At 64.1% G+C, this 17,031-nt stretch carries 9 protein-coding genes; 4 read left to right on the forward strand and 5 right to left on the reverse strand.

The window, feature by feature from the left end; translation table 11 throughout:
* Position 1: 1 nt before the first annotated feature.
* The gene (locus P0D87_RS08685) at positions 2 to 1,390 is read left to right on the forward strand and encodes an L-serine ammonia-lyase (RefSeq protein WP_053858898.1); all 1,389 of its coding nucleotides are present in this window, start codon (positions 2 to 4) and stop codon (positions 1,388 to 1,390) included.
* 200 nt (positions 1,391 to 1,590) lie between these two features.
* Positions 1,591 to 3,309 (forward strand): thiamine pyrophosphate-binding protein, encoded by a 1,719-nt coding sequence (locus P0D87_RS08690; RefSeq protein WP_053858899.1) that lies wholly within the window; start codon positions 1,591 to 1,593, stop codon positions 3,307 to 3,309.
* A gap of 82 nt (positions 3,310 to 3,391) precedes the next feature.
* Here P0D87_RS08690 and P0D87_RS08695 read toward each other — a convergent pair whose 3' ends face one another.
* Both P0D87_RS08695 and putA read right to left on the reverse strand, forming a co-directional pair.
* The gene (locus tag P0D87_RS08695; protein ID WP_053858900.1) at positions 3,392 to 4,540 is read right to left on the reverse strand and encodes a branched-chain amino acid ABC transporter substrate-binding protein; all 1,149 of its coding nucleotides are present in this window, start codon (positions 4,538 to 4,540) and stop codon (positions 3,392 to 3,394) included.
* 168 nt (positions 4,541 to 4,708) lie between these two features.
* The gene (putA, locus tag P0D87_RS08700) at positions 4,709 to 8,656 is read right to left on the reverse strand and encodes a trifunctional transcriptional regulator/proline dehydrogenase/L-glutamate gamma-semialdehyde dehydrogenase (protein ID WP_053858901.1); all 3,948 of its coding nucleotides are present in this window, start codon (positions 8,654 to 8,656) and stop codon (positions 4,709 to 4,711) included.
* Positions 8,657 to 8,963: 307 nt separating this feature from the next.
* On the opposite strand from putA, the gene P0D87_RS08705 reads away from it, so the two are divergent.
* Positions 8,964 to 9,116 (forward strand): hypothetical protein, encoded by a 153-nt coding sequence (locus tag P0D87_RS08705; RefSeq protein ID WP_006050855.1) that lies wholly within the window; start codon positions 8,964 to 8,966, stop codon positions 9,114 to 9,116.
* A 322-nt stretch (positions 9,117 to 9,438) separates the two neighbouring features.
* On the opposite strand, the gene P0D87_RS08710 is transcribed toward P0D87_RS08705, so the two are convergent.
* Positions 9,439 to 11,688 carry a primosomal protein N' gene (locus tag P0D87_RS08710; protein ID WP_408636786.1) on the reverse strand — a complete coding sequence of 750 codons (2,250 nt, stop codon included), beginning with the start codon at positions 11,686 to 11,688 and terminating at the stop codon, positions 9,439 to 9,441.
* 475 nt (positions 11,689 to 12,163) lie between these two features.
* The gene (gene hemE, locus P0D87_RS08715) at positions 12,164 to 13,264 is read right to left on the reverse strand and encodes a uroporphyrinogen decarboxylase (protein ID WP_006050853.1); all 1,101 of its coding nucleotides are present in this window, start codon (positions 13,262 to 13,264) and stop codon (positions 12,164 to 12,166) included.
* Positions 13,265 to 13,473: 209 nt separating this feature from the next.
* Between hemE and P0D87_RS08720 the strand changes: the two genes are divergently transcribed.
* On the forward strand, positions 13,474 to 14,271 hold the full coding sequence (locus P0D87_RS08720; protein ID WP_053858903.1) for a transporter substrate-binding domain-containing protein: 798 nt from the start codon (positions 13,474 to 13,476) through the stop codon (positions 14,269 to 14,271).
* Positions 14,272 to 15,200: 929 nt separating this feature from the next.
* Here the strand turns inward: P0D87_RS08720 and P0D87_RS08725 are convergent.
* Positions 15,201 to 16,931, reverse strand: coding sequence for an AMP-binding protein (locus P0D87_RS08725; protein WP_053858904.1), 1,731 nt, complete (start codon positions 16,929 to 16,931; stop codon positions 15,201 to 15,203).
* Between the last annotated feature and the right edge of the window lie 100 nt (positions 16,932 to 17,031).

The following is a 17,031-nucleotide window of genomic DNA, read 5'->3' on the forward strand; positions in this document are numbered from 1 at the left end:
AATGGCAGTCAGTGTGTTCGATCTCTTCAAAATCGGCATCGGTCCGTCGAGCTCGCATACGGTCGGGCCGATGCGCGCGGCGCTGATGTTCGCGCAAGGGCTCGAACGCGACGGGCTCCTTGCGAACACGGCCTCGGTGAAGGTCGATCTGTACGGCTCGCTCGGCGCGACGGGCAAAGGTCACGGCACGGATCGCGGCGTGATGCTCGGTCTGATGGGCGACGCGCCCGACACAGTGAATCCCGACACGATTGCAGAGCGGCTCGAAGCCGTGCGCAGCAGGCGCAAGCTGGCATTGCTCGGCACGCATGAAATCCCGTTCGTGCAGAAGGACCACATTTCGTTTTATCGCCAGGCGCTGGCCGAACATCCGAACGGGCTCAAGCTGCGCGCGTTCGACGCAAACGGCGAGACGTTGCGCGAATCGACGTATCTGTCGGTAGGCGGTGGATTCGTTGTGACGGCCGGCGCGCCGAACACGAAAGTGCTGGCTGCCGTCGATCAATTGCCGCACTCGTTTCGCAGCGGCAACGAGTTGCTCGCGCTGTGCGAATCGACCGGTAAAAGCATTGCGCAATTGATGTGGGACAACGAGCGCGTCTGGCATACCGAAGAAGAAACGCGCGCGGGCCTGCTGAAAATCTGGGACGTGATGCAGTCGTGCGTGTCGCGTGGTTGCGGCATCAACAATCCCGACGCGGACGGCAATTTGCCCGGCCCGTTCCAGGTGAAGCGCCGCGCACCGCAGTTGTATCGTGCGCTGTCGGGCAACCCTGAGCTGGCGTTGCGCGATCCGCTTTCGATGGTCGACTGGATCAACCTGTATGCGATCGCCGTCAACGAGGAAAACGCCGCGGGCGGGCGAGTCGTCACCGCGCCGACCAACGGCGCGGCCGGCATCATCCCGGCCGTGCTGCATTACTACACGCGCTTCATGCCCGGCTCCAACGAGCAGGGCGTGATCGACTTCCTGATGACGGCTGCGGCTATCGGCATTCTGTACAAGCTGAACGCGTCCATTTCCGGTGCCGAAGTGGGGTGCCAGGGCGAAGTGGGCGTCGCGTGCTCGATGGCCGCGGGCGCGCTCGCTGCGGTGATGGGCGGCACGCCGAGGCAGGTCGAAAACGCGGCCGAGATCGGCATGGAGCACAACCTCGGGCTCACGTGCGATCCGGTCGGCGGCATGGTGCAGATTCCGTGCATCGAGCGCAATGCAATGGCATCGGTGAAAGCGGTCAACGCGGCGCGCATGGCGTTGCGCGGCGACGGCAGTCACTACGTGTCGCTCGATTCGGTCATCAAGACCATGCGCGAGACCGGCGCGGATATGAAGACGAAGTACAAGGAAACCTCGCGCGGCGGTTTGGCGGTGAATATCGTCGAGTGTTGATGGGCGATTCGATGATCGCGGCGTATCGAAACGCGGGCTCTTCGGCCCGCGTTTTTGTTTGCGCATTCGCGGGGCCATGTCCGCGGCGTGACCATGCATTGCGCTGCGCCGTGACACTGCACACGCTGTCGGCGTAAGCTGTCGGGGCTCACTTGCACTCACTGCACTCACCGCACTCACTGCCTGGAGGCCCCATCGCAATGTCGCTGCCGAATGCTCCCGTTTCCGATTCTGCCGCCGCTCGAACGACCGGCGCGCGCCTCGTCGTCGATGCGTTGCTCACGCACGGTGTCGAGCGCGTTTTCTGTGTGCCCGGCGAGAGCTTTCTCGCGGTGCTCGACTCACTGCACGACGAGACCACGCGCATTCAGACGATTGTCTGCCGCCATGAAGCGGCGGCCGCGAACATGGCCGAAGCGGTCGGCAAGCTGACCGGCCGGCCAGGCGTCGCGCTCGTCACGCGGGGACCCGGCGCGACGCATGCGTCCATCGGCGTACACACCGCGTTTCAGGACTCGACGCCGATGATTCTGCTGATCGGCCAATGCGCGCGCGAGCATCTCGACCGCGAAGCGTTTCAGGAGATCGACTATCGGCGCATGTTCGGTCAGATGGCGAAATGGGTCGCGCAGATCGACGATCCGAAGCGCATTCCCGAGTATCTGAGTCACGCGTTTCACACGGCGACATCCGGGCGTCCTGGACCTGTCGTGCTGTCCTTGCCCGAAGACGTGCTGAGCGATGCATGCGACGCCGTGCCCGGCGCGCCGGCTTATCAGCGAGTGGCGGCGTCGCCGTCGGCGGCACAGATCGACAGGCTTCGCGAACTGCTCGAGCGCGCGCAACGGCCGATGGTCATTGCGGGCGGCAGCGGCTGGACGCCCGGCGCATGCGCGGACCTGCAACGCTTTGTCGAGAACTGGCAGTTGCCGGTTGGCCTCGCGTTCCGCTTCCAGGACACGCTCGATAACGAGCATCCGAACTATGCCGGCGATGTCGGGCTCGGCATCAATCCGGCACTCGCGCAGCGTATCCGCGATGCCGATCTGCTGCTCGTGCTCGGGCCGCGACTCGGCGAGGCGACGACGAATGGCTACACGCTGCTCGACATTCCGAAGACCAAGCAGACGCTGGTTCACGTTCATCAGGGCGCGGAAGAGTTGGGACGCGTTTATGCGGCCGATCTGCCGATCGTCTCCGGCATGCCGGAACTGACGGCGGCGCTGGCGGCCTTGAAGCCGTCGGCCGAAACACTCGCATGGAGCGGCGCGGCGGACGAAGCGCATCGCGCGTATCTGGAGTGGCGCAAGCCTCGCCCGATTCCCGGCGATGTGCAGATGGGCGAAGTCATTCAACAGTTGCGCGCGCATCTTCCTGACGACGCGATCCTGACCAACGGCGCAGGCAATTACGCGACGTGGCTGCATCGGCACTTTTCGTATCGGCACTACCGCTCGCAACTTGCACCGACGAGCGGCGCGATGGGCTACGGCGTGCCTGCGGCGATCGCGGCGAAGTCGCTCTATCCGCAACGCGCGGTGGTCGCGCTGGCCGGCGACGGCTGCTTCATGATGGCTGCGCAGGAACTCGCGACGGCGATGCAATACGACTTGCATGTGCTTTTCATTGTCGTGAACAACGGGCACTTCGGCACGATCCGCATGCATCAGGAACGGCACTATCCGAACCGCGTGCATGGCACCGGGCTCACGAATCCCGACTTCGCGGCATTCGCGCGATCGTTCGGCGCACACGGCGAAACGGTGGAACGTACCGAAGATTTTCTCCCGGCGTTGCAGCGTTCATTGGAAGCGAAGCGCGCGGCGGTAATCGAGATTCGCATGCCGCAGGAAGCGAGTACGCCAGGCGCGACGCTCGAGCAGATTCGGGAGCAGGGGAGGAAGTTGCGCGGGGAATAGAGAAAGGCCCCGCCTGTAACCCATAAAAAAACCCCGCCGAAGCGGGGTTCTCACAACGTCACAGCAAGCTGCAAAAAGTAGCTTACTTGCCGCCCACGCTTTGCAGCGTCGTCCACTTGCCGTCGACAACCTTGTACAGCGTGATGCCGCCGTTCTTCAGGTCACCCTTCGCATCGTACGAAAGGTTCGACGACGTCACAGCCGGCATCGACGTCTGGGCCAGCACCGGCAGGTACTTCGCCGGATCGGTCGAATTCGCCTTCTTCATCGCGGCGAACATCGCCATTGCGCCGTCGTATGCGTACGGCGAGTACGTTTGCACGTCTTCGTTGAAACGCTTCTTGTACTTCGCGACGTAGTCCTTGCCGCCCGGCATTTCTTCCAGCGGCAGGCCGGCGAGCGATGCCACCGTGCCGTTCGCCGCGTCGCCCGCGATCTTGATGAACGTGGGCGTGTGGACCATTTCGCCGCCCATCAGCGGCGCCTTGATGCCGAGCGCCTTCATCTGCTTGACCATCGGCGCTGCTTGCGAATCGGCGCCGCCGTAATAGATCAGATCCGGGCTGACCGACTTCACCTTGGTCAGGATCGACTTGAAGTCCACGGCCTTGTCGTTCGTGAATTCGCGATCGACGATCGTGCCGCCCGCAGCCTTCGCCGCCTTCTCGAACTGATCGGCGAGACCCTGGCCGTAGGCCGTGCGGTCGTCGATGATCACGATCTTCTTCACGCCCAGCGTCTTGACCGCGAACGCGCCGGCAACCGAACCTTGCTGCGTGTCGGACGTCATCATGCGGAAGGTGGTCTTGAAGCCTTGCTGCGTGTACTCAGGTGCCGTCGCCATCGCGATTTCGGGGATGCCCGCGTTCGCGTAGATGCGCGATGCCGGGATCGTCGTGCCCGAGTTGAAGTGGCCGAGCATGCCCTTGATGCCGTCGTCCACCAGCTTCTGCGCGACGGTCGTGCCGGTGCGCGGGTCAGCCTGGTCGTCCGCGGCGTCGAGCACGAAGCGAACCGGCTTGCCGCCGATCACCGGCTTCGTCGCGTTCATGTCTTCGACAGCCAGCGTGATGCCGTTCTGGAAGTCCTTGCCGTAGTGCGCCTGCGCGCCCGTCATCGGGCCGGCGAAACCGACCTTCACGTCTTCCGTCGATTGAGCGTTGGCCGTCCCCGCCACCGACATCGCCGCAACCAGCGCTGCGCCTGCCAGCAGTTTCATCTTGTGTTGCATATCTTCTCCTTGGTACCAGGTGTGGATGGAGCGGTTTCCGGGATCGCCGTTACCGCTTCCGTTTTGATGACCGCCCCCAAATCCTGGCGCTTCGCACCAGGCCCCCCGAGGGGGTGCAAGAAAACTTGGGGCGGCCCGGCGTTTTCCTGCGCGATCGATGAGGTTCGCTCAACCGATCGTCATCAAATTCGCATTACCGCCAGCGGCTGCCGTATTCACGCTGACCGAGCGCTCCGTCAACAGACGTTCGAGCGCGTAGTCTTCGTCGCCGTTTTCGAGCGCGCGTGACGCGACGCCTTGCACCGATACGATCGGTCCCGGGCGCTTCGCCACTTCCTTCACGAGCGTGAGCAGTTCGTCGCTATCGCCTTCGAACAGGACCGCGTCGAACGGCGTGTCGGCATTCTTGCGCACGCTCGCATAAGACTTCAGCGACGCCGGCAGTTGCGCGACCAATTGTTCACCAGCGGCGCCTTCGAACAGCGCACGATTTCCCGTAGCCAGCACGGCCGCGAACTGCACGCGCGCGCCGCTTGCGGTCGATGCGATGCACAGCACCGTGCCGCGTGCGCCCAGCGTGTACGTGTTGCGCTCGCCGGTCGGTCCGGTCAGTACCGCCGTTGCACCGGCCGGCATATGCGACAGATAACCATCGCAGCGCGCGGCCAGTTGCGGCTCGCGTTCGGCGATCAGCCAGTCGCGCAGCGCGGTCAATGCAGTCAGCGCGGCGGACGGATTGTCGCTGTTTTCCGGGCGTTGCGGTACATCGGCGACGAGCGCCTGCGCGAGCGAGTTCGGCAAACCAGCGGGACGCTTCGCGAGCAGACGCTGCAGATACAGCGCGCCGCCGGCCTTCGGACCCGTGCCCGACAAACCTTCGCCGCCGAACGGCTGCACGCCGACCACCGCGCCGATCACGTTGCGGTTCACGTAAATGTTGCCGACATGCGCGCGGCCGATCACATGCGCGATGGTTTCGTCGATTCGCGTATGGATGCCGAGCGTCAGCCCGTAACCCGTCGCGCGGATCTGTTCGAGCAGCGCGTCGAGCTGGCTGCGGCGATAACGCACCACATGCAGCACCGGGCCGAACACTTCGCGCTTCAATTCGTCGATGCTGTCGAGTTCGATCAGCGTCGGCGGGACGAACGTGCCTTGCGCGCAATTTTCCGGCAGCGGCAGTTGTTCGACCTTGCGGCCTTTTTCGCGCATCGCGGCGATGTGCGCGTCGATGCCACGCTTCGCTTCCACGTCGATCACAGGGCCGACGTCGGTCGACAGCCGATCGGGATTGCCGACCGTCAGCTCACGCATGGCGCCCGTCAGCATTTCGAGCGTGCGGTCCGCGACGTCGTCCTGCAAGCACAGCACGCGCAGCGCGGAGCAACGTTGGCCGGCCGAATCGAACGACGACTGCATCACGTCCGCCACCACCTGTTCCGCGAGCGCCGACGAATCGACGATCATCGCGTTCTGACCGCCCGTTTCGGCGATCAGCGGAATCGGCTTGCCTTCGGGGTCGAGGCGGCTCGACAGCGTCTTGTTGATGAGACGCGCGACTTCCGTCGAGCCGGTGAACATCACGGCACGCGTGCGCGCATCGGCGACGAGTGCAGCGCCGACCGTTTCGCCGTCGCCCGGAAGAAGCTGGACGGCGCCCGCAGGCACGCCTGCTTCCCGCAGAATCCGCACGGCTTGCGCGGCGATCAGCGGCGTTTGCTCCGCGGGCTTCGCGAGCACCGTGTTGCCGGCTGCGAGCGCGGCGGCGACCTGGCCCATGAAAATCGCGAGCGGGAAATTCCACGGGCTGATACAGACAACCGGCCCGAGCGGACGATGCGTGTCGTTCGAAAACTCGCTGCGAATCTGCGTCGAGTAGTAGCGCAGGAAGTCGATGGCTTCGCGAATCTCCGACACCGCGTTCGCGAGCGACTTGCCCGCTTCGCGCACGACGAGACCCATCAGCGTATGCATTTGCGCTTCGAGCAGATCGGCGGCGCGCGCGAGGCAATCGGCGCGCGCTTCGACGGGCGTCGCCTGCCAGATCGGCGCGGCGGCGACCGCGTGCGCCAATGCGGCGCTCACGTGTTCGGCGCTCGCTTCGACAACCGTGCCGACCAGATCGCGATGATCCGCGGGATTGCGCACGTCGCGCGCATTGCCCAACGCGATCTGATCGTCGGCGAGCATCGGCGCGGCGCGCCACGGATGATTCGCGCTCGCCAGCAGCGCCGACGACAGCGACGCGAGACGATGCTCATTCGACAGATCGAGGCCCATCGAATTGAGACGCTCAGTGCCATACAGATTGCGCGGCAGCGGAATCTTCGCGTGCGGCGCGCCGAGCGGGACGATCTTCGACGCCTCTTCGACCGGATCGGCGATCAGGTCATCAATCGCGACGTTTTCATCGGCGATACGATTCACGAACGACGTGTTCGCGCCGTTCTCGAGCAGACGGCGCACAAGATACGCGAGCAGCGTTTCATGCGTGCCGACCGGCGCGTAGACGCGGCACGGACGATTCAGCTTGCCTGCCGAAACCGGACCCGTCACTTCCTCGTACAGCGGCTCGCCCATGCCGTGCAGGCACTGGAACTCGTACTGGCCGGGATAGTAGTTGTTGCCCGCGAGGTGATAGATCGCCGACAGCGTGTGCGCGTTGTGCGTGGCGAACTGCGGATAGACCGCGTCGGGTGCGCCGAGCAGCTTCTTCGCGCACGCGAGATACGACACATCCGTATAGATTTTGCGCGTGTAGACCGGATAGCCTTCGAGGCCGTCCACTTGTGCGCGCTTGATTTCGGTGTCCCAGTACGCGCCCTTCACGAGGCGCACCATGATCCGGTGACGGCTGCGGCGCGCGAGGTCGACAATGTATTCGATCACGAACGGGCAGCGCTTCTGATACGCCTGCACCACGAAGCCAATGCCGTTCCAGCCGGCCAATTCGGGATCGAAGCACAGCGCTTCGAGCAGATCGAGCGAGATCTCCAGACGGTCGGCTTCTTCCGCGTCGATGTTCAGGCCGATGTCATAGCGGCGCGCGAGAATCGCGAGCGAACGCACACGCGGCAGCAGCTCGCTCATCGTGCGCTCCTGCTGCGAGCGCGAGTAACGCGGATGCAGCGCCGACAGCTTGATCGAGATGCCCGGACCTTCGTAGATGCCGCGGCCGCCCGCCGCCTTGCCGATCGCGTGAATCGCCTGCTCGTACGACGCGTAGTAGCGCTGCGCGTCGGCCTCGGTCGTGGCCGCTTCGCCGAGCATGTCGTACGAGTAGCGGAAACCGCGCGCTTCGTACTTACGGCTGTTCGCCAGGGCTTCGGAAATGTTCTCGCCGGTGACGAACTGCTCGCCCATCAGGCGCATCGCCATGTCGACGCCCTTGCGGATCAGCGGCTCGCCGCCCTTGCCGATCAGACGCGTGAGCGCCGACGACAAGCTCGTCTCGCTGTTGGTCGTCACGAGCTTGCCGGTAATCATCAAGCCCCAGGTCGCGGCGTTGACGAACATCGACGGCGCCTGGCCGACGTGCGACTTCCAGTCGCCCTTGCTGATCTTGTCGCGAATCAGCGCGTCGCGCGTGGCGCGGTCGGGAATGCGCAGCAGTGCTTCGGCGAGGCACATCAGCGCGACGCCTTCCTGGCTCGACAGCGAGAATTCGTGGATCAGTCCTTCGACGCCGCCACCCTTGCTCTTGCCGCGCAGCGTTTCGACGAGCTTGCCGGCGAGCGCCTGCACGTCGCCGGCAAGCTTGGCCGGCAAACGCGCCTGGCCGAGCAGGAACGGCACGCATTCCGGCTCCGGCCGACGGTAAGCCGCGGTGATCGCCGCGCGCAACACCGATTGCGGCTGCACGTTCTGCGCGAACTCCAGGAACGGATGCGCGGCGCCGTCTTCGTCATGCTCGACCGCCGCGCCGTCGCCCATCTCGGCCGAACCGGCCGCGCCCGACAGTTCCGGCGGCAATTGGCCTTGTTCGATCTTTTCGAGGTACGCGAAGATCGCCTGCTTGATCAGCCAGTGCGGAGTGCGTTCGAGGCGCGTAGCGGCATCTCTCAGCCGGGAACGCAGGAGGTCGTCGACCTTGACGCCAAGGGTGGTGCTAGCCATGTTTCCTTCTTCGGAGACCAGACGAAATGCTGGTGAAAGACTAAAAGTTGGCCGAATCGTACCCCTCTCAATAAAAAGGTGCAACCGCTGCGCCGGATTGGTTGCACCCGAGCGAAACCCTTATTCGACGCGGGTTTGCGGGCGGTGGCGCCGCAGCCGGCGAGCGCCGTAAGGATCGGTATTTTCCCTGGCGTCATTTCTTTTGCATCAGCCCTTATCAAACCGGACGGCGCGCCGTTAAAGAAGTCATAGCGGGCGCGACGCGATGGCGCGCCAACAACAACGGCACGGGGTTAAGGACAGCGAAATGGAAAAGTGGCTGGTCGTATTGGGCATCTGGGCGATGTGCGCAACCTGCGCTGTGCTGTTTATTCGCGGCGCCACGGGGGCGTCGGGCAAGCGCGAGCCGGCTGAGGGACGCGCGTCCGCCGGCGACGCGCAGGCTGCGTTGAACGATTGAGCGAGCGCTCACTGCGCGGCGCGAGCGCAACGCGCCGGTGAGTGGTCGGAGCCGGAAGGCGAACGTGAAGAAGCGAACACCGTGAGAGTCACCATGCTTTGTTCCAGCGACTACAGATCTTCCGCGCGATATCGGCAACTGGCGGCGCGTGGCGCGCCGGTTTCGTCGCGGGCATCGGCGGTATTGGGGACGCGCACAGCGACGCGGGTCGCCGCTGCGGCTCCGGCTCCCGCGGCGAGCTATTCGAATACCGTGCGAGCACGCGCCCGCACGGCGCGCAGCCGGTGTCGATACTGACGGCTGAGTCCGTCGCGCCTTGGGCTCAGATGTCGAGCGGATCGACTTCGAGGCTCCAGCGCAGCACGCCCTTCAGACCGCGCAGCAACGGCTGCCACGCGCGCAGCGTGGCCTGCAGCGCGGCGCGCGACGCGCTCTCGATAAGCAACTGCGCGCGATGCACGTGCATCACCTTGACGATGGTGAGCGGCACCGCGTCATAGACGGTCACGCGCTCGGCCGCCGGAATCCCGGCGAGTTCGGCGGCGGCCTGCTGGAGAAAGGCAAGCGCGGCTTCGAGCGTGCGGCCCTCGGCGCGCAGCAGCGCCTGATAGACGAACGGCGGCAAGTGGGCGTCGCGCCGCTCGGCCAGCGTCGAATTGGCGAAGCCGACGTAATCGTGGCGCCCAAGCGCGTGATAAAGCGCGTGACGCGGATAACGCGTCTGCACCAGCACCTCGCCGGGCAAGCCGGCGCGGCCGGCTCGGCCGCTGACCTGCATCAGTTGCGCAAACAGGCGTTCGCTCGCGCGGAAGTCGTGCGAAAAGAGCGCGGTGTCGGCGTTCAGCACGCCGACCAGCGACACGCGCTGAAAGTCGTGCCCCTTCGCGATCATCTGCGTGCCGACGAGGATGTCGACCTCGCCGGCGTGCACATCTGAAAAAAGCGCTTGCGCGCTGCCTTTGCGGCGCGTGCTGTCGGCGTCGATGCGCAGCACGCGCGCCCCCGGCACCGCGCTCGCCAGCGTTTCCTCCACGCGTTGGGTGCCGCGGCCCATCGGCTCGATGTCGACATTGCCGCATTCCGGGCACGAGCGCGGAATGCGCGACTCCCAGCCGCAGTGGTGGCAGCGCAGCGCGCGCTCGGGCTTGTGCAAAACGACATAGGCGCTGCAGCGTGGACAACCGGCGACCCAGCCGCAGGCGTCGCACGCGAGCTGCGGCGCGTAGCCGCGCCGGTTCAGGAATACGAGACTTTGCTCGCCGCGCTCGAGCCGCGCTTTCAGCGCCGCGATCAGCGGCCCCGATAATCCTTCGACGGAAGCGCGTCCGCGCCGGCGTTCCTCTTCGAGATCGATCAGGCGCACGGTGGGCAGCACCGCATCGGCGACCGCGCGGCGCGACAACGTGAGCCGCTTGTAGCGTCCCTGGTCGGCCTGCCACCAGCTTTCCAGCGACGGCGTGGCCGACCCGAGCACGACCGGCAAGCCAAGCTGCTTCGCGCGATAAATGGCGAGGTCGCGCGCCGAATAGCGCAGCCCTTCCTGCTGCTTGTAAGCGGGATCGTGCTCCTCATCGACGACGATCACGGCGAGCCGCGGCAGCGACGCGAGCACCGCGAGCCGCGTGCCCAGCACGATGCGCGCGCGGCCTGTGTGCGCCGCGAACCAGTTGCGCGCTCGCTCGCCTTCGGCAAGGCCGCTGTGCAAAGTGACGATCGCCGTGTCGGCCAGCGCCGCGAAGCGGGCGCGGAAAGCCGCCTCGAATTGCGGCGTCAGATTGATTTCCGGCACCAGGACGAGCGCTTGCGCCTCTGCATTCGCGGCGAGGATTTCCGCGAGCGCGCGCAAATAGACTTCCGTCTTGCCGCTGCCGGTCACGCCGTGCAGCAGGAACGGGGCAAAACCGCGTGCGTCGCGGATCGCTTCGACGGCGGCGGCCTGCTCGTCGGTGAGCGTGGGGAGCGTCGGCGGCGGCGTGGCTGTGGATGTCAGGGCCGGCAGGACTGTGGCGGCATCGACAAGCTCAAGTGCAACCCAGCCTTCGGCCTGCCATGCGGCGAGCGTCGCGATGGCTTTGGGGTGCAGCGCGCGGGCGTCGGCGGCAGAGAGAAAGTCGTTGGCGGCGAGCGCCTGCGCGAGACTTCGTAGCGCCGTGGCGCGCGCCGGCAAAGCGTCGGGCAAGGCCAGGCGGCCTTGCGGCGTCAGGCTGTAGCGCCCTTCCGGCGCGAGCAGCCGCGACCAGCGCGACGCGTCGCGCAGCGCCTGCGGCAACGCCGGCAGCGCCACCTCGCCAAGACCGCGCTGGTAGTAGTCGGCGGCAAAGGCAGCAAGCCGGAGCCATTCGGCCGACAGCGGCGGGCATGCGGTGCAGACACCGTTCACCGCGCGCAAACGGTCGGCGGGGACCTCGCTGTGGGCGGTCACTTCGCACACGAGCCCCACTACGTCGCGCTTGCCGAACGGCACGCTCACCAGCGTGCCCGGCACGGCCGCCGTGGACATGTTCCAGCGGTAGTCGAAGAGGGTCGGCAGCGGGTGATCCAGCGCGACGCGAACGAACACGGCAGTAGTCATCGGCCAGCGTGGATTCTGGCGACGGCGAGCCGCGTCCCGGCACCGCGGTCCGCGCCCGGAATCGCCCGACGATGAGTTGCCCGCCCGAACTTAAAGTAAAACTTCAATTTCGGCGCTAAGTTTTGGATTCGGCTGAACAATTGCTGTCGACCCTGCACGCCTGTGGATAACTTTGTTGAGAACTTCGCTCCAACGGCCCGCAAACCGCGCCGCAGCGGCCTTCTGTGGGATTCCGCACATTTCTCGCGGAAGCCGTGAAACCCTTGCCAGACAAGGCTGAGATCAAATAAGCGGGCAACGCGCAAGGGTTCCGACACGACTAAAGCTTCTACCGCGCCGCAACGTGATCAATGTGTATAAGTCAAGTCTTGACAACTGCGAGAGTGCCTACTGACGGCCCGCAACCCGCGAACTTTCCCTTAGTTGCAGAGCCCAGCGTGCTGCATCGCAGCAAAAAAGGGTAGGAATTGCAACGTCAGGCGGGTGCATGCGCGCCGCTGCGAATCGCGCGGCTGTGGCGATGCACTTCGTCGACGAGTTCGGCGACGTTTTCCGGCGGCGTGAACTGCGAGATGCCGTGGCCGAGGTTGAACACATGCCCCGGATGATTGCCGAAGCTGTCGAGCACGGCCCGCGCTTCCATGCGGATGGCGGCAGGCGGCGCGAACAAAACTGACGGGTCGATATTGCCCTGCAACGCCACCTTGCCGCCGACGCGCTCACGCGCGTTGCGCAGGTTGACCGTCCAGTCGAGGCCGACCGCGTCGACACCGGTCTCGGCGATTTCGTCGAGCCACAGACCGCCGCCCTTCGTGAACGTGATGACCGGCACCTTCTCGCCGTCATGCTCGCGCTTCAACTGATTCACGACCTGCTGGATGTAGTGCAGCGAAAAGCGCTGATACGCGCCGTCCGCGAGCGCTCCGCCCCACGTATCGAAGATCATCACGGCCTGCGCGCCGGCTTCGATCTGCGCGTTCAGATACGCCGCGACCGAGCTGGCGTTGATCTCGAGAATGCGATGCATGAGATCCGGGCGCGCGTAGAGCATGGACTTGACGGTGCGGAAGTCGGCCGAGCCGCCGCCTTCGACCATGTAGCACGCCAATGTCCACGGACTGCCCGAAAAGCCGATGAGCGGCACGCGTTGACGGCCTTGCGCGTCCGTCAACGCACGGCGAATCTCGCGCACGGCGTCGGTCACGTAGCGCAACGTGGCGTCGATGTCCGGCACGGCGAGGCGCGCGACGTCGTCTTCGGTGCGCACCGGCCGCGCGAATGTCGGCCCTTCGCCAGCGACGAACTCCAGACCGAGGCCCATGGCGTCCGGCACCGTCAGGATGTCGGAGAACAGAATGGCGGCGTCGAGCGGATAGCGCTCGAGCGGCTGCAGCGTGACTTCCGTTGCGAAGGCCGGGTTTTTCGCGAGCCCGAGAAAGCTGCCTGCGCGAGCTCGCGTGGCATTGTATTCCGGCAGGTAGCGGCCAGCCTGCCGCATCAACCAGACGGGCGTGTAGTCGGTGGGCTGGCGCAGCAGCGCGCGCAGGAAAGTGTCGTTCAGGAGGTTATGGGCCACGTTGCGTGCGACTGAGGGCAAAGGGGCATTTTACCGGACGACGCCGTCGCATTCCGTCCAATGCGGGCAATAACTGCGGTGCGCGAGTTCAGGCCCATTTTCGGCAGAAGGTCGCCCTACTGCGACCTGGCCGAACGGCCGATGTTCAAGGCAAAATTGCCGGGCTATCATCCGACAGCCTTATAACAACGCATAACCAAGGAGACTCAATGAAGAAGGTTGCACTCGCATTGCTCGGCGTCGTGGCGGGCGTACTAATCCACAGTGGCGCGGTTCAGGCGCAAGCGTCCGGCACACCCGCGACAGCTTCGCGGCTTGATGACATTCTCGCTCGCGGCACGCTGCGGGCCTGTACGACGGGCGACTACAAACCGTATTCGTTCTACAAGGCGGACGGCCAGTTCGAAGGCATCGACATCGACATGACGGAGTCGCTTGCCAAGTCGCTCGGCGTCAAGGCGGAGTACGTCAAGACTTCGTGGTCGAACCTGATGAACGACTTCGTCGCCAAGTGCGATATCGGCGTGGGCGGTGTTTCGCCGACGCTCGAGCGGCAAAAGCGCGCGTTCTTCACGCAGGCTTATATGGTCGACGGCAAAACGCCGATCGTCCGTTGCGACGACGTCAACAAGTATCAGACCGTGGCGCAGATCGACCAGCCCGCAACGCGCGTGATCGTGAATCCGGGCGGCACGAACGAACGTTTCGCAAAGCAGTTCTTTTCGCACGCGAACATGACCGTCTATCCGGACAACGTGACGATCTTCAAGCAGATTCTCGCTGGCAAAGCCGATGTGATGGTGACGGACGCGTCCGAGACCCTGTTACAGCAAAAGCTCAATCCTGGCCTGTGCTCGGTGCATCCGGACAAGCCGTTCCAGTACGGCGAAAAGGCGTGGCTGTTGCCGCGCGGCGACGTGGCTTTCCAGCAGTACGTCGACCAATGGCTGCACCTGGCGCGAGCTACGGGCGAATATCAGGCCGTGTCGGATAAGTGGTTGAAGTGAGGTGAGGGTGCGGCCGTGGCGTTTCTTGATGCCCTCTTGATGCGCTCGAGGAGGGCGCGCGGCCGCGCGAGTTTCTGTTTCCAACGGCTGCCCGCGTGGTTATGCCTGCACAAAACCCGGGCGGCTTAATGTAACGCGGGCGGCGTGAGCCTGGCGCGAGTCGAACGAGACTGAAACCTGGCTGGACCGGTGAACAGACCCTCGTGCGCTTTTGACGCCGACTCCCTTTGCTGCGGCGCATTCATGGTTGCAAGCGTCGCTGCGAAAATTTTGGGCATCGTCCATTGAGTTGTAACAGCGGCGGTTCATGATCGGAAAGATGAATCTGCAACCATTTGATGCGGAATCGCCTTAACGATTTATGCGGCGCCATGCTTCACGAATAGCATGAAACAAGCGTATTAAATTGCGCCGCAGTCATCGGTAAAACTTGCTTTTTTAACAGTTCATTTCCGCAATAAATCCCGCAACGCCTTATCTGGCGGGCGTTACAACCTGAAACACTTTGTTACGGCGCTCCTGGATTAATTCGCCCACAATGCCCTCAACGGTTTCAACACGGATGTGGCGGGGTGCGTGGTGTGAGCGGATACGATGCACTTGCCGGTCGGCTTAGGCCGAAGCCCTGTGAAGGGGCATCCCTGCTGGGGCCGTAGTCGACGCAGGGTCGTCGTCTCAGTTGGTTCCTACTTTGGTCTCCTCGCGCTAACCCCGTAGCGTGTGGTTTTTAGCGGGCTCCAGGCCCGCTTTTTTTTCGTCTCGCCAAACGTTTGCGCAGTGCAGGATGGCAGCTTTTACCTGGGAGTTCGCGCTGTTTCGACGATTTGGCCATGTGTGACATTCGCGGCGTGCAGCGTTGATTGCCGAGATAAAGAAGGCCGCCCGAGGGCGGCCTTCTTTCTATGTCAATGGCTTTCCGTTCGCGCCGTTCAGGCGGTCTTCCCTTGCTCCAGCTTCAGTTCGTCGATCATGCGCTCACGCATGACGAACTTCTGCACCTTGCCAGTCACGGTCATCGGCAGTTCGTCGACGAAACGAATGTACTTGGGCACCTTGTAATGCGCGATCTGGCCATGACAGAACTGCTGGATTTCCTCTGCCGTCGCCTGTTCGCCTGAACGCAGCACGACCCACGCGCACACTTCCTCGCCATACTTAGCGTCCGGCACGCCGAATACCTGCACGCTCTGGATCTTCGGATGGCGGAACAGGAATTCCTCGATCTCGCGTGGATAGACGTTCTCGCCGCCGCGAATCAGCATGTCCTTCAGACGGCCGACGATGTTGCAATAGCCTTCGGCGTCGAGCGTCGCCAGGTCGCCGGTGTGCATCCAGCCATCCACGATGCTCTCGCGGGTTTTTTCTTCGTCGCCCCAGTAGCCCTGCATCACCGAATAGCCGCGCGTGCACAGCTCGCCCGTTTCGCCGACCGGTACGATGTTGCCAAGCGGATCGATGATTTTCACCTCCAGGTGAGGCTGGATTCGGCCGACGGTGGTCGTGCGCTTGTCGAGCGGATCGGTGGTCGAGCTCTGGAACGACACAGGGCTCGTCTCCGTCATGCCATAGGCAATCGTGATCTCGCTCAGATGCATCCGCGAGACGACCTTCTTCATCGTCTCGATGGGGCACGGCGAGCCCGCCATGATGCCCGTGCGCAGGCGCGAGAGGTCATACGAGGCAAAATCCGGATGATCGAGTTCCGCGATGAACATGGTCGGCACGCCGTGCAAAGCCGTGCACTGCTCTTCGGTGACGGCCGCGAGCGTCGCCGCCGGGTCGAAAGCCTCGCCCGGAAATACCATGTTCGCGCCCACCGACACGCACGCCAGCACGGCCAGCACCATTCCAAAGCAGTGATAGAGCGGCACGGGGATGCACAGCGCGTCCTGCTCGCTGAGATTCATGGCCATCGCGATATAGCGCGCGTTGTTGACCACGTTGCTATGCGTGAGCGTCGCGCCCTTCGGATTGCCGGTCGTGCCGCTGGTGAACTGGATGTTGATCGCCTCGTGGCACGACAGCGTCTCGCCGATTGCATCGAGCCGAGCGACGTCGAGGGTCGCACGCCCCTGCTCGATCACGTCGGAGAAGCTGAGCATGCCCGGCGTTTCGGTGTCGCACATGCGGATAACGTAGCGCAGTTCCGGCAATCGAGCCGCATGCAGATCGCCGGGCGCGTGCGTTGCGAGTTCGGGCGCGAGTTGCTGCAGCATCTCCAGATACATCGACGTCTTGAAGCGCTCCGCCGCGACTATCGCCTTGCAGCCGACCTTGTTCAGCGCGTATTCGAGTTCGGAAAGCCGGTAAGCCGGATTGATGTTGACGAGCACCGCGCCGATGCGCGCCGTCGCGAACTGCGTCAGCAGCCATTCGACGCGATTCGGCGACCAGATGCCAACGCGATCCCCCTTCGCAATGCCCAACGCGAGCAATCCGGCGGCCAATATGTCCACTTCGTCGGCGAATTCCTTCCATGTCCACCGAATTCGCTGCTCTCGAAACACCACCGCGGGCCGGTCCGGAAAGCGCCTGACGGTCTCGCGCAAAAACTCGCCGATGGTCGCTTCGCTCAACGGAATGTCTGTCGATCCACGGACGTACGAGAGCCCGTCTTTCGGCTGGATGATTGCGCATTCGCCTGACACTTGCGTTGCCATGGTGCTGTCTCCGTGAGCAATTCGCCCTATTGAAATGATTTTGAAACCGATTGTGCCACCGGCGCGCGGTCGTCCGGCATCAAGTCTTACCCGCAGCAGG

Source organism: Paraburkholderia sp. RL17-368-BIF-A (genome assembly GCF_046054045.1).
GTDB lineage: Bacteria > Pseudomonadota > Gammaproteobacteria > Burkholderiales > Burkholderiaceae > Paraburkholderia > Paraburkholderia graminis.